General features: G+C 65.2%; 13 protein-coding genes and 1 pseudogene. 6 read left to right on the forward strand and 8 right to left on the reverse strand.

Annotated features, from left to right (window positions below):
* Positions 1-51: 51 nt before the first annotated feature.
* Positions 52-1419, forward strand: coding sequence for a bifunctional UDP-N-acetylglucosamine diphosphorylase/glucosamine-1-phosphate N-acetyltransferase GlmU (glmU, locus tag ACR9YP_RS24780; RefSeq protein WP_474217375.1), 1368 nt, complete (start codon positions 52-54; stop codon positions 1417-1419).
* Positions 1420-1425: 6 nt separating this feature from the next.
* On the opposite strand, the gene ACR9YP_RS24785 is transcribed toward glmU, so the two are convergent.
* Positions 1426-1641: a hypothetical protein gene (locus ACR9YP_RS24785; RefSeq protein WP_128941160.1), complete on the reverse strand. Its 216-nt coding sequence runs from the start codon at positions 1639-1641 to the stop codon at positions 1426-1428.
* 218 nt (positions 1642-1859) lie between these two features.
* Here ACR9YP_RS24785 and glmS point away from each other — a divergent pair, with 218 nt between their 5' ends.
* The 3 genes from glmS to ACR9YP_RS24800 all read left to right on the forward strand — a co-directional run bounded on the left by glmS (position 1860) and on the right by ACR9YP_RS24800 (position 5503).
* Positions 1860-3686 (forward strand): glutamine--fructose-6-phosphate transaminase (isomerizing), encoded by a 1827-nt coding sequence (gene glmS / locus ACR9YP_RS24790; protein WP_128941161.1) that lies wholly within the window; start codon positions 1860-1862, stop codon positions 3684-3686.
* A gap of 84 nt (positions 3687-3770) precedes the next feature.
* The gene (locus ACR9YP_RS24795; RefSeq protein ID WP_091894454.1) at positions 3771-4544 is read left to right on the forward strand and encodes a DUF502 domain-containing protein; all 774 of its coding nucleotides are present in this window, start codon (positions 3771-3773) and stop codon (positions 4542-4544) included.
* Positions 4545-4648: 104 nt separating this feature from the next.
* Positions 4649-5503: an NAD(P)-dependent oxidoreductase gene (locus tag ACR9YP_RS24800; protein ID WP_438108277.1), complete on the forward strand. Its 855-nt coding sequence runs from the start codon at positions 4649-4651 to the stop codon at positions 5501-5503.
* Here the strand turns inward: ACR9YP_RS24800 and ACR9YP_RS24805 are convergent.
* The 4 genes and pseudogenes from ACR9YP_RS24805 to recG form a co-directional block, all read right to left on the reverse strand.
* A pseudogene (locus tag ACR9YP_RS24805) lies at positions 5500-5980 on the reverse strand (IS5 family transposase). The gene ACR9YP_RS24800 and the pseudogene ACR9YP_RS24805 sit on opposite strands and share 4 nt — an antisense overlap.
* Before the next feature lie 114 nt (positions 5981-6094).
* Positions 6095-6736, reverse strand: coding sequence for a glutathione S-transferase family protein (locus ACR9YP_RS24810; RefSeq protein ID WP_341511109.1), 642 nt, complete (start codon positions 6734-6736; stop codon positions 6095-6097).
* Between the two features lie 204 nt (positions 6737-6940).
* Positions 6941-7369: a hypothetical protein gene (locus ACR9YP_RS24815; RefSeq protein ID WP_438108278.1), complete on the reverse strand. Its 429-nt coding sequence runs from the start codon at positions 7367-7369 to the stop codon at positions 6941-6943.
* 588 nt (positions 7370-7957) lie between these two features.
* Positions 7958-10066 (reverse strand): ATP-dependent DNA helicase RecG, encoded by a 2109-nt coding sequence (recG, locus tag ACR9YP_RS24820; protein ID WP_474217376.1) that lies wholly within the window; start codon positions 10064-10066, stop codon positions 7958-7960.
* A gap of 198 nt (positions 10067-10264) precedes the next feature.
* Here recG and ACR9YP_RS24825 point away from each other — a divergent pair, with 198 nt between their 5' ends.
* Both ACR9YP_RS24825 and mfd read left to right on the forward strand, forming a co-directional pair.
* Positions 10265-10555: an FAD assembly factor SdhE gene (locus ACR9YP_RS24825; protein WP_091894462.1), complete on the forward strand. Its 291-nt coding sequence runs from the start codon at positions 10265-10267 to the stop codon at positions 10553-10555.
* Positions 10552-14070 carry a transcription-repair coupling factor gene (mfd, locus tag ACR9YP_RS24830; RefSeq protein WP_474217377.1) on the forward strand — a complete coding sequence of 1173 codons (3519 nt, stop codon included), beginning with the start codon at positions 10552-10554 and terminating at the stop codon, positions 14068-14070. The genes ACR9YP_RS24825 and mfd overlap by 4 nt, the downstream gene beginning before the upstream one ends.
* A 114-nt stretch (positions 14071-14184) precedes the next feature.
* Here mfd and ACR9YP_RS24835 read toward each other — a convergent pair whose 3' ends face one another.
* From ACR9YP_RS24835 to ACR9YP_RS24845, 3 genes are all read right to left on the reverse strand, one after another.
* Complete coding sequence (locus ACR9YP_RS24835) at positions 14185-15408, reverse strand: GGDEF domain-containing protein (RefSeq protein WP_474217378.1); 1224 nt, start codon at positions 15406-15408, stop codon at positions 14185-14187.
* Between the two features lie 84 nt (positions 15409-15492).
* On the reverse strand, positions 15493-16995 hold the full coding sequence (locus tag ACR9YP_RS24840) for an AMP-binding protein (protein WP_474217379.1): 1503 nt from the start codon (positions 16993-16995) through the stop codon (positions 15493-15495).
* A 4-nt stretch (positions 16996-16999) separates the two neighbouring features.
* Positions 17000-18856 (reverse strand): extracellular solute-binding protein, encoded by a 1857-nt coding sequence (locus ACR9YP_RS24845; RefSeq protein ID WP_474221112.1) that lies wholly within the window; start codon positions 18854-18856, stop codon positions 17000-17002.
* Positions 18857-18910 lie beyond the last annotated feature (54 nt).

Raw genomic sequence — 18910 nt, forward strand, 5'->3', positions numbered from 1 at the left:
GGCCTGCCGTCCGCCGCACCACTTGATTCGGCCGTATCTGACAGGATTTCGATGACCGCCCGTTCCAGCCTCACGATCGTGCTCGCCGCCGGCGAAGGCACGCGCATGCGATCGAGCCTGCCGAAAGTGCTGCATCCCGTCGCACATCAGACGCTGCTCGCCCATGTGCTCGCCGCCGCGCCAAAGGGAACCGGCACGTCGCTCGCAGTCGTGATCGGTCCCAATCATCAGGCAGTTGCGGAGGAGGCGAAGCGCGGCCGCCCCGATGCGCTCACCTTCGTGCAAGCCGAGCGGCTGGGCACCGCGCATGCGGTGCTGGCAGCGCGCGAGGCGATCGCGCGGGGCGTCGATGATCTCTTGATTGCGTTCGGCGACACGCCGCTGATCTCGGCCGAAACCTTCGCGCGGCTGCGCGAACCGCTCGCCAGGGGCGCCGCGATCGCCGCGCTCGGTTTTCGCGCCGCCGATCCTTCCGGCTATGGCCGCTTCATCGTCGAGGGCGACCGCCTGGTCGCGATCCGCGAAGAGGCCGATGCCAGTGAAAAGGAGCGCAAGATCGATCTGTGCAACGCCGGCCTGATGGCGATCGACGGTCGCCGCGCGCTCGAAATTCTCGGGCAGATCGGCAATGCCAATTCCAAGGGCGAATATTATCTGACGGACGCAGTCGGCATCGTCCGCGAAAAGGGATGGGAGTCGGTCGTGATCGAGACCAGTGAAGATGAAGTGCGTGGCATCAACACCAAGGCGCAGCTCGCCGAAGCGGAAAGCGTGATGCAGGCGCGCTTACGCAAAGCGGCGATGGAGGCCGGCGTCACGCTGGTCGCGCCGGAGACGGTGTACCTGTCCGCCGACACCGTGTTCGGCAAGGATGTGACCATCGAGCCGTTCGTGGTCATCGGCCCGGGCATCTCGATCGCCGACGGCGCGGTGATCCATTCCTTCTCGCACATCGTGCAGAGTTCGATTGGCAAGAACGCATCTGTCGGCCCGTTCGCGCGCATGAGGCCGGGCAGCTCGCTCGGCGAAGGTGCCAAGATCGGCAACTTCGTGGAGACCAAGGCCGCGACTCTCGAGGCGGGAGCGAAGGCCAATCATCTCGCCTACATCGGTGATGCGATCGTCGGCGCCAAGTCCAACATCGGTGCAGGCACCATCACCTGCAACTACGATGGCTTTGGGAAGCACAAGACGGTGATCGGGCAGGGTGCGTTCGTCGGCACCAACTCCTCGCTGGTCGCCCCCGTCAAAATCGGCAACGGCGCCTATATCGGCTCCGGCTCGGTGATCACCCGCGATGTGCCCGACGATGCGATGGCGCTGGAGCGCAACCAGCAGACCATCCGCGAAGGCGGTGCTGCGCGCTATCGCGAGATGAAGACGGGCGGCAAGACTCTCGAAAAGAAGCCGGAGAAGTGAGCGAGGCTATTCGTCCGCGAATTCGGAGAAGATCGCGCGGGTCAGGCGCCAGCCGCGCGGCTTGGCGCGCTTGGCCGGCTCGCCTTCGGGATGCTTGATGAAGAGGGGCTTGTTTTCCTTGCCCCGCAGGGGCGGCGGCCAATGCGCAAGGTGCGTGCCCGAGGTCTCGCTGGCGCGCAGATACATCGACGACAGGCCTTTGCGGTCGGATGAGCTTCTCATGGCCGTCTCTCCTGGGCGGGAATCGTTGGCCAAACATGTTGACAGTGAGTTAACGTGCGGGATTAAAGGCCGGCCAAATCGACGCAGGCGAGGCTCGGTGTGATCTGGCGCTGTCTCAATCAGCAATAATTATTGAGTATCTGGTTCCGTAGGAGTTTCGCTAAAACCGACCGCGTCGTTTAGGCGATTTTTCGGCGATTTGGGGGATAGTGATCCGCATGTGCGGGATTGTCGGCATTCTCGGGCGCGAGCCGGTTGCAGAGCAATTGGTGGATTCGCTCAAACGTCTCGAATATCGCGGCTACGATTCCGCGGGCGTCGCCACACTCGAAGGCAAGCACCTGGAGCGCCGCCGCGCCGAGGGCAAGCTGAAGAACCTGGAGAAGCGGCTCGAGGCAGAGCCGTTGAAGGGCACCACCGGCATCGGTCACACCCGCTGGGCCACCCACGGCAAGCCGACCGTCAACAACGCCCATCCGCACGCGACCGAGCGCGTCGCCGTGGTCCACAACGGCATCATCGAGAATTTCCGCGAGCTGCGCGAGGAACTCGAGACGAAGGGCACGGTGTTCCACACCGAGACCGATACCGAGATCGTGGTGCACCTCGTCGACGATCTGCTCGCGCGCGGCAACAAGCCCGTCGAGGCCGTCAAGCTGACGCTGGCGCGCTTACGCGGCGCCTTCGCCCTAGGCTTCATCTTCGCCGGTGACGACGATCTCATGATCGGCGCCCGCAACGGCCCGCCGCTCGCGATCGGCTATGGCGACGGCGAGATGTATCTCGGCTCCGACGCCATCGCGCTCGGCCCCTTCACCGAGACGATCAGCTATCTCGAGGACGGCGACTGGGTCGTGCTCACCCGCAACAGCGCAACGATCTTCGACAAGGACGGCCACGCCGTCCAGCGCGACAAGATCAGGCACGCGGCCTCGACCTCGCTGGTCGACAAGGCCAACTACCGCCACTTCATGGCGAAGGAGATCCACGAGCAGCCGGAAGTGGTCGGCCACACGCTCGCGCGCTACGTCGACATGGCGACCGAGCGCGTCTCCCTCCCGGTCAAGCTGCCATTCGATTTCAAGACCATCCAGCGCATCAACATCACGGCCTGCGGCACGGCGAGCTATGCCGGCTTCGTTGCAAAGTACTGGTTCGAACGTTTTGCGCGTGTGCCGGTCGAGGTCGACGTCGCCTCCGAATTCCGCTACCGCGAAGCGCCCCTGCGCAAGGGTGATCTCGCCATCTTCATCTCGCAATCCGGCGAGACCGCCGACACGCTGGCGGCGTTGCGCTATGCCAAAGCCGGGGGCGTGCACACGGTCGCCGTCGTCAACGTGGCGACATCGACGATCGCGCGCGAAAGCGAGACCGTGCTGCAAACGCTGGCGGGACCCGAGATCGGTGTCGCCTCGACCAAGGCCTTCACCTGCCAGCTGATGGTGCTCGCAAATCTTGCAATTGCGGCCGGCAAGGCCCGCGGCGAATTGTCAGACGAGGATGAGACCAGGCTCGTCCATGGCCTCGTCGAGATCCCGCGCTTGATGTCGGATGCGCTCACCACTGAGGTTGAGATCGAGCGTCTGGCGCGCGAGATCGCGAAGTCGCGCGACGTGCTCTATCTCGGCCGCGGCACCAGTTTTCCGCTGGCGCTCGAAGGCGCGCTGAAGCTGAAGGAGATATCCTACATCCACGCCGAAGGCTACGCTGCCGGCGAGCTGAAGCACGGACCCATCGCGCTGATCGACGAGACCATGCCAGTCGTCGTCATCGCGCCCTATGACCGGGTGTTCGAAAAGACCGTCTCGAACATGCAGGAGGTCGCCGCCCGCGGCGGCAAAATCATTCTGATGACCGATGCCAAGGGCGCGGAGGAGGCGACCGTCGATTCTCTCGTCACCATCGTGATGCCCGACATGGCGGGGGCATTCACGCCAATGGTCTATGCCGTTCCCGTGCAGCTGCTCGCCTATCACACGGCCGTGGTGATGGGCACCGACGTGGACCAGCCGCGCAACCTCGCGAAATCGGTGACCGTGGAATAGGCACAAGGGATATCGGTTGGTCGCAGTCTTCCAAAACCTGCTAGAAGACCCTAGCTTGTGTGCTGCGACCGACCTGGAACCCGAATGACCCCCCGCGACGACGCGCCTGCGCCACTTGATCCCGTCCCGGAACCGCATACCGGCCTGATGGGCCGTTTTCGCAATTATTTCCTGACTGGCCTCGTCGTGACGGGGCCGATCGCGATCACGCTTTATCTGGTCTGGTGGTTCGTCACCTGGGTCGACGGCGTGGTGCGACCGTTCGTGCCGCTGGCCTATCGACCCGAAACTTATCTTCCCTATGGTGTTCCCGGCTGGGGACTGATTGTCGCATTCTTCACGCTGACGCTGGTCGGCTTCCTCGCGGCCAACCTGATCGGCCGGACGCTGGTCGACGTCGGCGAGACCTTTCTCGGCCGGATTCCGGCTGTGCGCGCCATCTACCGCGGCCTCAAGCAAGTGTTCGAGACGTTGTTCTCGGGCAAGGGCTCGAGCTTCCGGAAAGTGGGCCTGGTCGAGTTTCCCTCACCCGGCATGTGGTCGATCGTGCTGATCTCGCAATCGCCGAACGAGGACATCGCGCGCAACCTGCCGGGACAGGAGGAGCACGTCTCGGTGTTCCTGCCGTGCTCGCCGAACCCGACCACCGGCTTCTTCTTCTACGTCCCGAAGAGCAAGATCATCGAGGTCGACCTCAGTGCCGAGGATGCCGCGACGTTGATCATGTCGGCCGGCGTGGTGCAGCCTGGCTCGGCACCAGATCCGAAGAAGGCCGCCGCGCTCGCGGGCGTGGCGAACGCCGCACGCATCGCCAACGCGTCTGCGCTCCAACCCCAGCAGCCTGCGAAAGTGGAGTAGGGCCATTCCCGCGCGGGATGGCCGCGTTCACGCAGGCGTTCGCGTCCTCTGCTAGTCTCCGGTTGAACTGATCGTATCGTTCGGAATTCGACCTGGAGTGCATGATGTCCAAAACCATTGCGATCCTCGCGCCCGGTGCCATGGGCAGCGCCGTGGCTCGCCGCCTCAGCGAGAATGGCGCGCGGGTGCTGACATCACTGAAGGGGCGGAGCGAGGCGACGCTGAAACGGGCGGCGGACGCCGGCATGATCGGCGCCGAGGACGACGCGCTCGCCGAAGCCGACATCATCCTCTCGATCGTGCCGCCGGGCGAAGCCGTGGCGCTGGCTGAACGGCTGGCCGCGCTGATCGTCCGGCGCGAGAAGAAGCCGGTCGTGGTCGACTGCAACGCCGTCAATGTCGACACCGTGCAAAGGATCGAGGAGATCATCGGCTCGGCCCAGGCGCCCTTCGTCGATGCCGGCATCATCGGCTTTCCGCCGCAGCCAGGCGGCAAGAGCCCGGCGTTCTACATGTCGGGCGAGCACGCCAAGGACGTCGCGGTGCTGAAGGACTTCGGCCTCGACGTGCGGATCGTCGAAGGCCCGGTCGGCGCGGCCTCTGCGCTCAAAATGTCCTACGCCGGTATCGTCAAGGGCCTCGCCGGCATCGGCTCGGCCATGGTGATCGCGGCCACGAAAGCGGGCGCGGCCGACGCGCTGCGCGACGAGCTCGCGCTCAGCCAGCCTGCAATTCTGGCGCGCCTCGAAGTGGCGCTGCCGGACATGATCCCGAAGGCGCATCGCTGGGTCGCCGAGATGCGGGAGATTTCGGGATTCTTGGGTCCGGATCATCCGGCCAGCCAGATCTATGAAGGCTTTGCGAAGTGGTTCGAGCATCTCGCCGAGGATGCCAAGGGGAAGGCGATGGATGCCGCGCTTATGAAGGCGTTCGCGGCGAATGTCCCGAAGAAGGACTAGGCAGTAAACTCGTAAGCGCGGAGCCACAGCCGGATTGAAGCGAGTTGGACCATGGCGAGGAAGTTGGTGGCGAGCTTGTCGTCGCGGGTGGCGACGCGGCGGAAGTGCTTCAACTTTGAGAAGAACCGCTCGATGAGGTTGCGCTCGCGGTAGACCCATTTGCTAAAGCAGGGTTTCCAGCGCCGGTTGCTCTTCGGCGGGATGTTAGGAGTGGCTTCTTGATCCTGGATCAGTTCGCGGATGCGGTCGGCGTCGTAGGCCTTGTCGGCCAGCACGATGGTGCGTGGACGAAGACGGTTGAGCAGCGTGTCGGCGATCTGGCCGTCATGCGTTTGCCCGGCGGTCAGGCCGAGCCGAATTGGGAGCCCTCGCGCATCGACGACGACCCGCCGGGCGTCCACTCGTGGCACACGGCTTGTTGGGCAGGAGCGGCTCGATCACGCGCCACTCGAAGTCGGTTAGATCATATCGGCTCATGCCGCGCGTGAATCAGAGTTCAGTGCAAGCTGGAAGCCCCCAATTGGTAGACGCCCATGAGGAACTTTTCGCAATTACTCAACCAGGCGCTTGGCCGCTCCGATGAAGCGAGCACTACAATCCCGGTGATCTCGCCGCCCAAGCCTTGGTGGCCTGGCAGCTTTCCATCGCTCGGACGTAGGCAGGGCGTGCCGTCGTGCGGGCGAGATAGTCCCGCTCGGTAGAACCGGGGACGTAGTTGCCAGTTCGCACGCCGAGCAGGAGGGCGTAGCTCACCGAGATATCGGCAGCAGTGAATCGGTCGCCGGCGAGATAGGGGCAATCCGCGAGGCGGCGAATAACTAACCCCAGCCGGCTCTCGAAGGTCTCGAGGGCCCAGCGGGTAACCCGGGCATCTCGCTCGGCTTCGGGCGCCAGTTCGCGACCGACAAAGACGGCGTTCATCGGCCCGGCGAGCCCGGCCTCGCCTAAGTGGAGAAATTGCAGATAGGAAGCGAAGGCGGGATCGTCCGGGGCGACGGCAAGCGAACCTGAGCCGTGGCGGGCGAGCAGATACTCAAGAATCGCAATCGATTCGACCATGATCGTCTCGCCGTCCTGCAGTGCGGGAATGAAGCCGGCGGGGTTGATCGCGAGGAAATCGCGATCATTCTCGACTGCGAGCAGATCGACCGGGCGCAGCCGATAAGCCAATCCTAATTCCTCGAGCAGCCAAACAACACGGAAGCCACGACCTTCGCCATAGACGGTGAGCATAGTTAAGCGTTCCTGGATTGGGCTAGATGTACTAACTCGCAGAGGTAAGCCAGTCGCGCAACGGACTATCGATGGCGCATAATGCACTCAAGGCTTGGCGCATATTCGTCATTCTACAATGCGGCCCTTCCCACTTTATGGGTTCACAATCTAGAATCTACCTGCATGCCCGATCTGTCGAATGTCTTGCGCCAAGACCTTGGGCTAAGACAGTGGTTGCGTCTCCGAGAACATATCGACAATCTTGTTGGTCATGCCGTTCACGATCAGCACCTGATCCTTCATCTTGACGTACATATAATCGCGCAGCTCTGGCAATTGCGCGAGCACCTGCGCTGGCAGTCCTTGAGCCTTTACGCCTTTTGGAAGTGTTGCGCCAACGGCAGGGGTAAAGTCCCTGGCTGGCTGGGTGGTCTTCAGCCGGAATTGGATCTCGTTATGCTCTGTCAGCACGGTCTTGCGGATCTGCTCGCGCTGCGCGTTGGTGAGGCTGAGTTTCGGCAGGGATGGACGTTGCGATATCGTTGTGCCGTCGCTCAATTCAACCGCACCTTGCCCACCCGGTTGCGCGAGCGATACTGCGGGCGCGCCGAGTAAGATCGCGAGCGCGGCGATGGTGGTGGGAGCCCTCATGGTCTGCTCCTCCCTGTCTGCGCCGCCCTTGAGCAATTAACGGGCCGATCGTGCGTTCCGTTCCGCGGCGGGCCCGACGAGCGCGCCTTTGCCTGTCCTGCGGGTAATCATGCTCCGGGATCAGGCTACGGCAAGAGTTCCGTGCGTGCGCTCAAGGCAGGCAATGACGGGAATGTACCATCTTGCCCGAGCATCGCTTTCCCGGAGGCATTGCGGCGGCGACGGATCAGCGTGGATGACCCCATATGCGCCAATGGGTAGGCTGAATGTCGGCGTGCGTTTTGCCCGATCGATCGACCCAATTGGATCCATCCTTGTGACAGGGAAAGGGAAGCGAGTGGACGATACCATCAAAGTCCAGCGCGCAGATCTCGAGATCCCCGTCTAAGGGAGCCGTCGAAGTGGACTGCCATTCGGTGGAGATGAACTGCATGATCTACCTCCAGCAGGGATGTGGGGACAGTTCCAATATACTCTTTAGCACGAGTGATCCGTCCCTGAATGTGAGCCAGCTCGCAATGAAGCAAGGAAAACGTACCCTTCATTAGGGCAATTGCATTGTCCTTGCCTCGGGCGCACGAGAACGCTTCAGCCCGCACCGATCAACGGGATCGCCTCGTCCCGCTCGTAGAGATACAAGAGGCACCGCAGCGCTTCGCCGCGCTCGCCCTTCAGCTTCGGATCGTCCTTCAGGATGCGCAGCGCCTCGTCGCGGGCCTGGGCGATGAGCTGGCCGTGCACCTCCGGGCGCGCGATGCGGTACCCGGGCAGGCCGCTCTGGCGCACACCGAGCACGTCGCCTTCGCCGCGCAGCTTCAGGTCTTCCTCGGCGATACGAAAACCGTCAGTGGTTTCGCGGATCACCTTCAGCCGCGCCTTCGACATCTCGCCGAGCGGCTCGCCATAGAGCAGAATGCAGGTCGAGGCTTCCGAGCCACGTCCGATGCGGCCGCGCAGCTGGTGCAGCTGAGCGAGGCCAAAGCGCTCGGCATTCTCGATCACCATGATGGTTGCGGCGGGCACGTCGACGCCGACCTCGACCACGGTGGTCGCAACGAGTAGGCCGATCTCGTGGGCGGCGAACTGGCCCATTACATGGTCCTTCTCAGCGCCTTTCATCTGGCCGTGGACGAGGCCGACGCGCTCGCCGAAACGCTTTTGCAGGCTCTCGAAACGTTTCGTCGCATTGGTGAGGTGCTCGGTGCCCTCGGCTTCGGATTCCTCGACCAGCGGGCAGATCCAGTACACCAGCTTGCCGGAGGCGAGCGCGCGGCCGACGCCCTCCATGACCTCGCTGATGCGGCTCATCGGCACCGCGCGGGTGTCGATCGGCTGGCGGCCGGCGGGCTTTTCGCGCAGCTCGGAGATGTCCATGTCGCCGAAATAGGTCAGCACCAGCGTGCGCGGGATCGGGGTCGCGCTCAGCACCAGGACGTCGACGGATTCGCCCTTCGACGTCAGTGCCAGGCGTTCGCGCACGCCAAAACGGTGCTGCTCGTCGACGATGGCGAGGGCGAGATCCCTGAAGATCACATCGTCCTGGATCAGCGCATGGGTGCCGACGAGCAGGTCGATCTCGCCGGCTTCAAGCTGCGCCAACAGCTCGCGCCGCTCCTTGCCCTTTTCGCGGCCGGTGAGGATCGCGACCTGCATGCCGGCGCGCTCGGCGAGCGGGGCGATGGTCTTGATGTGCTGGCGCGCCAGGATTTCGGTCGGCGCCATCAGCGCGGCCTGCTTGCCGACCTCGGCAACCGCCGCGGCCGCGAGCAGCGCCACCACGGTCTTGCCGGAGCCGACGTCGCCCTGGAGCAGGCGCAGCATGCGCACGGGCTGTTTCAGGTCCTCGGCGATGGCCGAGGCAGCGCTGCGTTGCGAGGGCGTGAGCGCGTAGGGCAGGGCATCGATGATCTCGTTGCGCAGGTGTCCGTCGCCGGCGTTGCGCACGCCGGCGGGGCGGCGCAATTGCGCACGGATCAGGGCGAGCGCGAGCTGGCCGGCCAAGAGTTCATCGAAAGCGAGGCGCGACCAGAACGGCTGGTCCGGCAGAATGTCCGTGAGCTCGACCGGCTGGTGCACGCGATTGAGCGCTTCGGCAATTGGCGGGAAGTGGCAGCGGCGCATCACCTCCGGGCTGATCCATTCGGGCAGGGCCGGCAGCTTTTGCAGCGCCTGCGCGATCGCGCGGCGAAGTGAGCCGAGCGCGAGGCCCTCGGTCAAGGGATAGACCGGATCGATGCCGGAGAGCTTTGCAATCGCCTCCTCGTCGAGCACGCGATCGGGATGCACGATCTGCGGGATGCCGTCATACATCTGCAGCGTGCCGGAGACGTAACGCTTCGCGCCCATTGGCAGCAGCTTCTCGACATAGCCGGGCTTGGCGCGGAAGAACGTCAGCACGACGTCCCCGGTGTCGTCGCTGGCGTAGACGAGGTATGGCGCGCGCGCGTTGCGCGGCGGAGGCGGACGGTGGCGATCGACGGTGACCTCCAGTGTCACCATGGTTCCCTGGGCGGCGTCGCGGATCTTTGGCCGGGCCCGGCGGTCGATGACCTGGCTCGGCAGATGCAGCAGCAGATCGACCAGCCGCGGCGTCTCGCTGCGGCTGAGCAGGTATTGCAACAGCTTGTCCTGCTTCGGACCGACGCCGGACAGGCTGGTCACGGGAGCAAACAGCGGGTTGAGCAGGCTGGGGCGCATTCGTGGAATCTAAGATCGTTCCTCGCCGTCATGCCCGGCTTTATGCCGGGCATCCACGTCTTTTTTTCGAAGCCCGGCTGACCATGACGCACCGGATGGGCGAACTGTCACAACAAAGGGCTGACACGGCCGGTCCGAGTGGCTATATCCACCCCGCCCGGCACGTCCGGGCTTTCTGCGTTTGACTGGATTTGAGAAATGACGGGAACGACACGATCGAGCAGCGGGCTGGACGACCGCCGCAAGCGGCTTCTGTTCCGCTGCTGGCACCGCGGCACGCGCGAGATGGACCTGATCCTCGGCCGCTTTGCGGATGCCGAGATCGGCAATTTGTCCGAGCCTGAATTGATCGAGCTCGAGCGCCTGCTCGAGGTCAACGATCCCGATCTCTATGCCGCCATCACCGGCGACAAGGTGCTTCCGGCCGACGTCACCGGCGCGCTGTTAGCCCGCATCAAGGCGTATCCCATCGCGGACCGCGACGCATGAAGCAGGGTATGAAATCACCGGCCGAGCTGCTGACGCCCGGCCGCGCCTTGACGCTCGCCAATGTCGCCGAGGGCGCCGAAGGCCTCGTCGTCTCCGATCTCGCCCGCGCCATCGCGGCGCGGCCGAAGAAGCCGGCGGTCAGTCTTGCGGTGGTCTGCCGCGACGGTCCGCGGATGCAGCAGCTCGAACGCGCGCTGCAATTCTTCGCGCCCGATCTGCCGGTGTTGATCTTCCCGGCCTGGGACTGCCAGCCCTATGACCGCGTCTCGCCGCATGGCGGCATTTTGGCGCAACGCCTGACGACGTTGGCGCGGCTTGCGTCCCTGACGGGCAGCGACAAGCCGCTGATCGTGCTGACCACGGTGAATGCCGTGGTTCAGCGCGTGCCTGCGCGCGAGCTCGTCGCGGCGCAGGCGCTGTCGGTTGCACCGGGCAACGTGGTGCCGATGGACACCATCGTCGCCTGGCTGGAGCATAACGGCTACAACCGCTCCTCGACCGTGCGCGAGCCCGGCGAATACGCCGTGCGCGGCGGCATCCTGGACCTGTTTCCGGCCGGTCTCGACCAGCCCGTGCGCTTCGACTTCTTCGGCGACAGCCTGGAGTCGATCCGCTCCTTCGACGCCGAGACCCAGCGCACGCTGCTCGACATGCGTGCGCTCGACCTCGTTCCGATCTCGGAATTTCAGCTCGTCACCGACACCATCCGCCGTTTCCGCATGGGCTATGTCGCCGAATTCGGCGCGCCCGAGCGCGACGATGCGCTGTACGAGGCCGTCAGCGAAGGGCGCCGCCATCCCGGCATGGAGCACTGGCTGCCGCTGTTCCAGGACCGGATGGACACGCTGTTCGACTATCTGCAAGGGGCAGCAGTCGCGATCGAGCCGCAGGCCGAGGACGCCGTGCGCGAGCGCTTCAAGCAGATCCTCGACTATTACGAGGCCCGGCGCGAGGCGATGGAGCATCCCGGCGGCGGTGCCATCTACAAGCCGTTGCCGCCTGACAGGCTTTATTTGACCGAGGAAGAATGGGGCAGGCGCCTCGGTGATATCCCGCTGGCGCGGTTGACGCAGTTCTCGGTGCCGGCCGATGGCACGAGTGTCATCGATGCCGGTGCGCGCAAGGGCCGTGACTTCGCGCCGGAGCGCAACGACACCAGCGTCAACGTGTTCGAATCCGTGGTCGCGCATGTGATGGCACTGCAGGCCCAGCGCAAGAAGGTCGTGATCGCGCTCTGGACCGAAGGCTCGCGCGACCGCATGACTTCGATGCTGCGCGACCACAAGCTGGCCCACACCACCAGCGTCAACAGCTGGCGGACGGTGCAGGCGACGCCGCGCAACGAGACCATGCTCGCCGTGCTCGGCCTCGAAAGCGGCTTCGAGACCGACGAGATCGCACTGATCAGCGAGCAGGACATCCTCGGCGACCGCCTTGTGCGGCCGCGCAAGGCGAGCCGCAAGCTCGACAATTTCATCTCGGAGGTGACGAGCCTCACTGCCGGCGATATCGTCGTCCACGTCGACCACGGCATCGGCCGCTTCATCGGCCTGCAGACCCTCGACGTCGCCGGCGCGCCGCATGACTGTCTCGAGCTGCATTATGCCGCCGAAACCAAGCTGTTCCTGCCGGTCGAGAACATCGAGCTGTTATCCCGCTACGGCTCCGACCAGACCACGGTCGAACTCGACCGCCTGGGCGGCGGCGGCTGGCAGACCCGGAAGGCGAAACTCAAGAACCGCATTCGCGAGATCGCGGGCGAATTGATCAAGATCGCCGCCGCGCGCCATCTGCACGAGGCGCCCAAGCTGCCGGTGCAGCCGGGCCTCTACGACGAGTTCTGTGCGCGCTTCCCCTATGACGAGACCGAGGACCAGCTGGGTGCGATCGAGTCCACCCTGAAGGACCTCGAGCTTGGCCGTCCGATGGACCGGTTGATCTGCGGCGACGTCGGCTTCGGCAAGACCGAAGTGGCGTTGCGCGCGGCCTTTGCCGTCGCGCTCGAAGGCAAGCAGGTCGCTGTCGTGGTGCCGACCACGCTGCTCGCGCGCCAGCACGCAAGGACCTTCACCGAGCGTTTCAAGGGCTTTCCGGTCAACGTGGCGCAGGCCTCTCGCCTGGTCGCGACCAAGGAGCTCAATCTGGTCAAGAAGGGCATCGCCGACGGTTCGGTCGACATCGTCGTCGGCACCCACGCGCTGCTGGGTAAGGCGATCAAGTTCCGCGAGCTCGGCCTCGTCATCGTCGATGAGGAGCAACATTTTGGTGTCACGCACAAGGAGCGGCTGAAGGCGTTGCGCTCCGAGGTGCACGTGCTGACGCTATCGGCAACCCCGATCCCGCGCACGCTCCAGCTTGCGCTGACCGGAGTCCGCGAGCTCTCGATCATTGCCTCGCCCCCGGTCGACCGCCTCGCGGTTCGCACCTTCGTTGCGCCTCACGATCCCTTGATGATCCGCGAGGCGCTGTTGCGCGAGCGCTATCGCGGCGGCCAGGCGTTCTACGTGGTGCCGCGCATCGACGACCTCGCCGAGGTCAAGGATTTCCTCGACAAGAACGTGCCGGAGATGAAGGTCGCGGTCGCGCACGGTCAGATGCCGCCCGCCGTGATCGAGGACATCATGACGGCGTTCTACGACGGCAAGTTCGACATCCTGCTGTCGACCACGATCGTGGAATCCGGCCTCGACATTCCCAACGCCAATACGCTGATCGTGCATCGCGCCGACATGTTTGGCCTCGCCCAGCTCTATCAGCTCCGCGGCCGCGTCGGCCGCTCCAAGCTGCGGGCCTACGCGCTGTTCACGCTGCCGGCGCAGCAGAAGATCACCGCGCAGGCCGAGCGCCGGCTCACCGTGCTGCAGTCGCTGGAGACGCTCGGCGCGGGCTTCCAGCTCGCCTCCCACGATCTCGACATCCGCGGCGCCGGCAATCTGCTCGGCGAGGAGCAGTCCGGTCACATCAAGGAGGTCGGCTTCGAGCTCTATCAATCGATGCTGGAGGAGGCGATCGTCAACCTCAAGGCCGGCGTCTCGGAGCCGGCCGCCGACCGCTGGTCGCCATCGATCACGATCGGCATGCCCGTGCTCATTCCCGAGGACTATGTCGGCGACCTCTCGGTGCGGCTATCGCTGTACCGGCGCCTCGCCGATCTCGACACCGAGGAGGAGATCGAGAATTTTGGCGCCGAGATGCGCGACCGCTTCGGCGTGTTGCCCGACGAAGTCCGCTATTTGTTCAAGGTCGCTGCGATCAAGGCGTTCTGCCGCAGGGCTAATGTCGAGAAGATCGATGCAGGTCCGAAGGGCGCCGTCATCGTCTTCCGCGACAATTCCTTCGCCTATCCCGAGCGCCTGGTGACGTTCATCCGCAGCCACGGCCAGGCCGCCAAGGTGCGCCCCGACATGAAGGTGGTGTTCCTCCAGGACTGGGGTACCCCGGAAGAGCGTCTCGCCGGCACCACGGAGATCATGCGGCAACTGGCGCATCTCGCCGAGAGCAAGAAGGCGGCGTAGCGAGGTGCCGTAGGGTGGGCAAAGCGAAGCGTGCCCACCAATTGTCAACGTCACGGAAAGATGGTGGGCACGGCGCTTTGCGCCTTTGCCCACCCCACGGCATTGAGGTTGTAACTACGACGCCGCGCGCGACGCGTCGGCCGACAGCCGTGCCAGCAGCGACCGCGCCGTATCCGACGGCGACAGCGAGTCCACGCTGACCACGGGATCGCTGCGCATCTCGTGCTTGCCGTTCGAGGTGTGCCGCATCACCGCCGACAGCCGGCGGGCGATCATGTGGGCGGTGCGGAAGTCGGTCTCCGCGAACACCACGATCACCGAGCCGTCCTTTTGCGCCGCGCCAAAATCCATCTGCCGCATCAGGCGGCTGAGGATGCGCGCGGCATCTAACTGGGCGCGGGGATTATTGGGATCGAAGGCGAAGCGGGCGACGGAGAGGCCGCCGCCGCGGGCCAGCGTTTGCTCCACGGCCTTGGCGAAATCGCGGGCGAAGGCTTCCACCGTGAGCAGGCCGCTGCGCGGATCGAGCCAGCCGCCGGCGTCGATCGAGCGCAGCGTGCGGCTCAGCTGCGCTTCCATTGCGTGCTGGCGGATCAGCGGCAGTGCATTGGCGGCGACCTTCACGGGCTCGCCGGAGATCAGCTCGAGATTGGGCAGATCGTAGCTCTGCGCGAGCTGGTGTGCGGTGACGACGACGGGCAGGTTACGGAAGCGGGTATCCTCGGCGAGCACCGTCAGGAAGGCATCGGCGACGCGCGCCGTAAAGCCTTCGGCGAGCACGACGCCGTCGAGGTCGCGGGTGTTGAGATGCTTGGCAGCGGCTTCGATCGAGAGCGCGCCGATGACGCCGACGCGTTCGCCGAGCGCGACCGAGAGCGCAGGATAGGCCGCGCCACGGCCGATCAGGAGCACGGTGGCATCGCGTGCGGGATCGGCCTCGGGCGGCGAGACCGTCGCCTCCGGCAGCCGGCGCAGCACGGTGGCATGAAGGGTGCGCACACGCAGCGCGGCGCGGAGCCGCGCGATCAGTCGGTCGGGATTGCCGCTGCGTGAGGCGAAGGGCAGGGCGTTGGGAGGCAGCGTGCCCGCAGCATCCATGGCCACGAAGGGAAGGTAGGGCGATTGGCCGGCGATCTTCTTCGCGAGCGGAGCGATGTGCGGCTCGTGTCCGGCATGCATCGCCGCGAGAACCGCGGCCGGCTGCACCTGCTCGACCGCGCGTGCGGCGCTGGCCCAGTCGGTGTCGACCACGGGAAAGAGCCGGGCCTCGTCCAGCGCCGCAATGAAGGGCGGCCGTTCGACATTGGACACAAACAGGATCGGGCCCGCCTGGGACATTGCAAACTCTGATCACGCAACAGGTGCCGCGCAATCTAGATTGACCGCCTTAATGCAGCGTCAACGCAACGGGTGAAACTGGGCCTAGACCGGCCCCGAGCGGTCGCGAAAAGCCTCGACCATCAGGGGGTTAAGCCCGAGCTCGCTGAGCGCCTCGCGGGCGCGGGCATTGTCCTGGGCCCGGCCTGCCAGCCGGTGGCCGGAGAGGCGGTCGGGCAGCGCGGTAAGCAGGGCACCCTGGCCGAGCCGGCGGGCCCATTCCTGGAGGTCGTTGGAGAGGAACCGGTAGCCGCCGACGGCCATGATGCCGGAGGGCGGCGCGGTGATGCAGATCGCGCCGCTCGGACGGTCGAGCCGGGCGGCATAGCCGGTATCGACATAGTCGCGCGGCGGCTGCGCGATCAACGTCTCGCCGACCGGCTGCGGCGGCGCGTAGGCCGCGATCGGCACCATCGGCCCGCGCAGGCCGAGTGTCCCCTTCGGGGTCAGCAGGATCTCGCCGGCGATGGAGGAGCCGGACTGTTCGCGCGGGGCGCCATGCGGCCCCGGCATCACCGCGACGGGCATGCCATCCTCGCCACGGCGGACGCCGAACAGGCCGGCCTCGCCGAACAGATAGACATCCGTGAGCGGCGCATGCGGCGCGATCCAGGCATCGCTTGCGGCGACCTGCTCGGGCGCGCGCCAGAGGCCGATGACGTTGCGCAAGGTGGGCATCCGCGCCGCGAGATCGGAATCGCCGAGGCGCAGCGCGAGCTGGGCAGGTGCGATCAGCACCTCGCATTCGTGCTGGTTGATCTGCTGCTCCAGCACTTCGCTCTCGAAGGGATGATGCAGCGCCAGCGTGCCGCCCGAGAGCAGCCACACTGCGAGCGAAGAGGCCTGCCCCGCGAACGACATCGGCGCGAACGCCGCCATCACGGTCGCGCCCTGCTTGACGTCGGCTTCGAGCGACATCGCCAACCCGCCGGCGATCAGGCTGAAATGCGGCCGGGGCACCGGGCGAAAACCTTCCGCGGTGACGTCGAAGGAGATCATCGCCGCCTTGCGACCGTCCTGGATCACAGCGCGTGTGGTGCCAGGCGGGCGAGCCAGCACGCCGTCCAGCGAAGCCATGCCTTCGGGCAGATCAGTGCCGAAGCCGCAGACGTGACGGATCGAGAAGGCTTCGGCCGCCGCATGCATCGCCAGGTCAGCATAGCTGACGCCGTCGACCGTGCTCATGGTGACGATGGCGCGCGCGGCGGTGCGGTTGAGCGCGGCGGTCAGCTCCGCATGCCGCCACAGCAGCGGTAGCACGGCGACGACGAGGCCGGCGCGATGGGCGGCGAGCACCGTCAGCACGAACTCGACCGTGTTGGGCAGCTGGATCGCGATGACGGAATTGGCCGGCAGGCCGGATTCGACGAAATACGCCGACAGCGCCTCGATCGCCGTATCGGCCTCGGCGTAGGTCATCCGCCGCGGCTGGTGCCCGGTCACCCGCGCCTTGTTGAGGGGATCGAGCAAAGCGGGCGCGTGCGGCTGCCGGGTCAGCGTGCGCTGAAACAGCGTGTCGAGCGTCGGCGATGTTGTTGGCTGGTTCACGGCGTCACTTTGCTTGATGAGCTTGCGGCTGCCCCTTCGACCACCAGGTCTCCGGCAAATAGCCGGACAGCGAAGTGGCCTTGGGCCGTTCTATCCGATTCCAGCGGGCGATCCATTGCTCGGATACGTTAAACAGGGGGATTGTGTAGAAGCCCGCGATCAAAGCGCGGTCGAGCGCGCGCACCGCCGAGACGAAATCCGTATGTTCACGGGCCTCCAGCAGGGCGGCGATCATGGCATCGACGGCGGGATCCCTGGCGCCCATGTAGTTGCGGGTCCCCGGATTGTCGGCGGCTGCGCTGCCCCAATAGAAATACTGTTCATTGCCGGGCGACAGCGACTGGTCCCAGCGGTTCTGGATCATGTCGAACTCGTAAGCGAGCCGGCGCTGATCGAACTGTACGGGATCGACCGAGCGTACGGCCACCTCGATGCCGGCGCGCTTGAGGTCGCGCTGGAAGGCGAGTGCAATGCGCTCCTGGTCGCGGGTCGTGACCATGATCTCGAAACTGAAGGGCGCCTTAGTCGCGCGGTTGTGCAGCACGCCGCCATCGAGATCGTAACCGGCCTCGGACAACAGTTTCAGCGCGGCGCGCAGCGTGGCGCGGTCGCGACCCGAGCCGTCGGTGACCGGCAGGCGGTAGCTGCCGTCCAGGATGTCGGGCGGGATCTGTGCGGCGAAGGGTTTCAGCAGCTCACGCTCGCGCGCATCCGCAGGTCGGCCGTAGGCCGATAGTTCCGAGCCGGCGAAATAGCCGGCGACGCGCGAATAGAGCCCGAAGAAATAGTTGCGGTTGACCAGCTCGAAATCGAACAGCAGCGTCAGCGCCTTGCGCACACGGATGTCGGCGAAGATCGGACGGCGGGTGTTGAACACCAGGAATTCGGAAGGCTGCGGTACCCCCGGCTTGATGGTGTCGCGGATCACTTCGCCGCTTCTGGCGGCCGGAAAATCATAGCCGTCGTGCCAGCGCAGGGGCTCGTGCTCGACACGGAAATCATAGAGGCCGCGCTTGAAGGCTTCGAACTGGCCGTTGGCCTCGCGAAAATAGTCGAGCCTGATCTCATCGAAATTGTAGAGCCCGCGATTGATCGGCAAATCACGGCCCCAATAATCGGGATTGCGGGTCAGCGTCACACTGGCGCCGGGCTTCACCGCCGAGACGCGATAGGGGCCGGAGCCGACCGGGCCCGTCAGTGTCGTCTCCTCGAAGCTGGCGACGTCCACTGCATGCTTCGGCAGGATCGGCATCAGGCCGAGGATCAGTGGCAGCTCGCGGTCATTGGCGTCGGTGAGGTCGAAGCGGACGGTGAGGGGATCGGGCGCCTCGGCCTTCGTGACCTTGGCGTAATACTGGCGGTGATTGGGGCGGCCGTGGTCGCGCAAGAGCTGCCAGGAGAACAGCACGTCTTCGGCGAGCACGGGTTTGCCGTCGGAGAAGCGGGCGCGCGGATCGAGGTGGAACGTGACAAAGGTCCGGTCGTCGTTGGTTTCGACGGTCCTGGCGAGCAGACCATAAAGTGTGAACGCCTCGTCCTGGCCGCGCGCGAGCAGGCTCTCGACCACGTAGCTCCGCACCTGCTGCACGGCCAGCCCTCTCACGATGAAGGGATTGAGGCTGTCGAAGGTGCCGAGAACGCCCCAGGTCATGCGTCCGCCTTTCGGGGCGTCCGGATTGGTGTAGGGCATGTGGGTGAAATCAGCAGGCATCGCCGGCTTGCCGTGCATGGCGATGGCATGGGCTTCCTCGGCACATGCGCCGCCTGCCGACAGCCCGACGGAGAGGGCCAAAACGAGGGCCGGGGCGAGACGGCAAAGGCGGCGTCCGGGGCCCTCGAAGAGGCGCTGGAACATGAACATCGGCACACGTTGATTCGAGGACCGGCGGGCCTGAATCCTATCACAGGGAATTTC

Source organism: Bradyrhizobium sp. BR14999 (assembly GCF_056106085.1).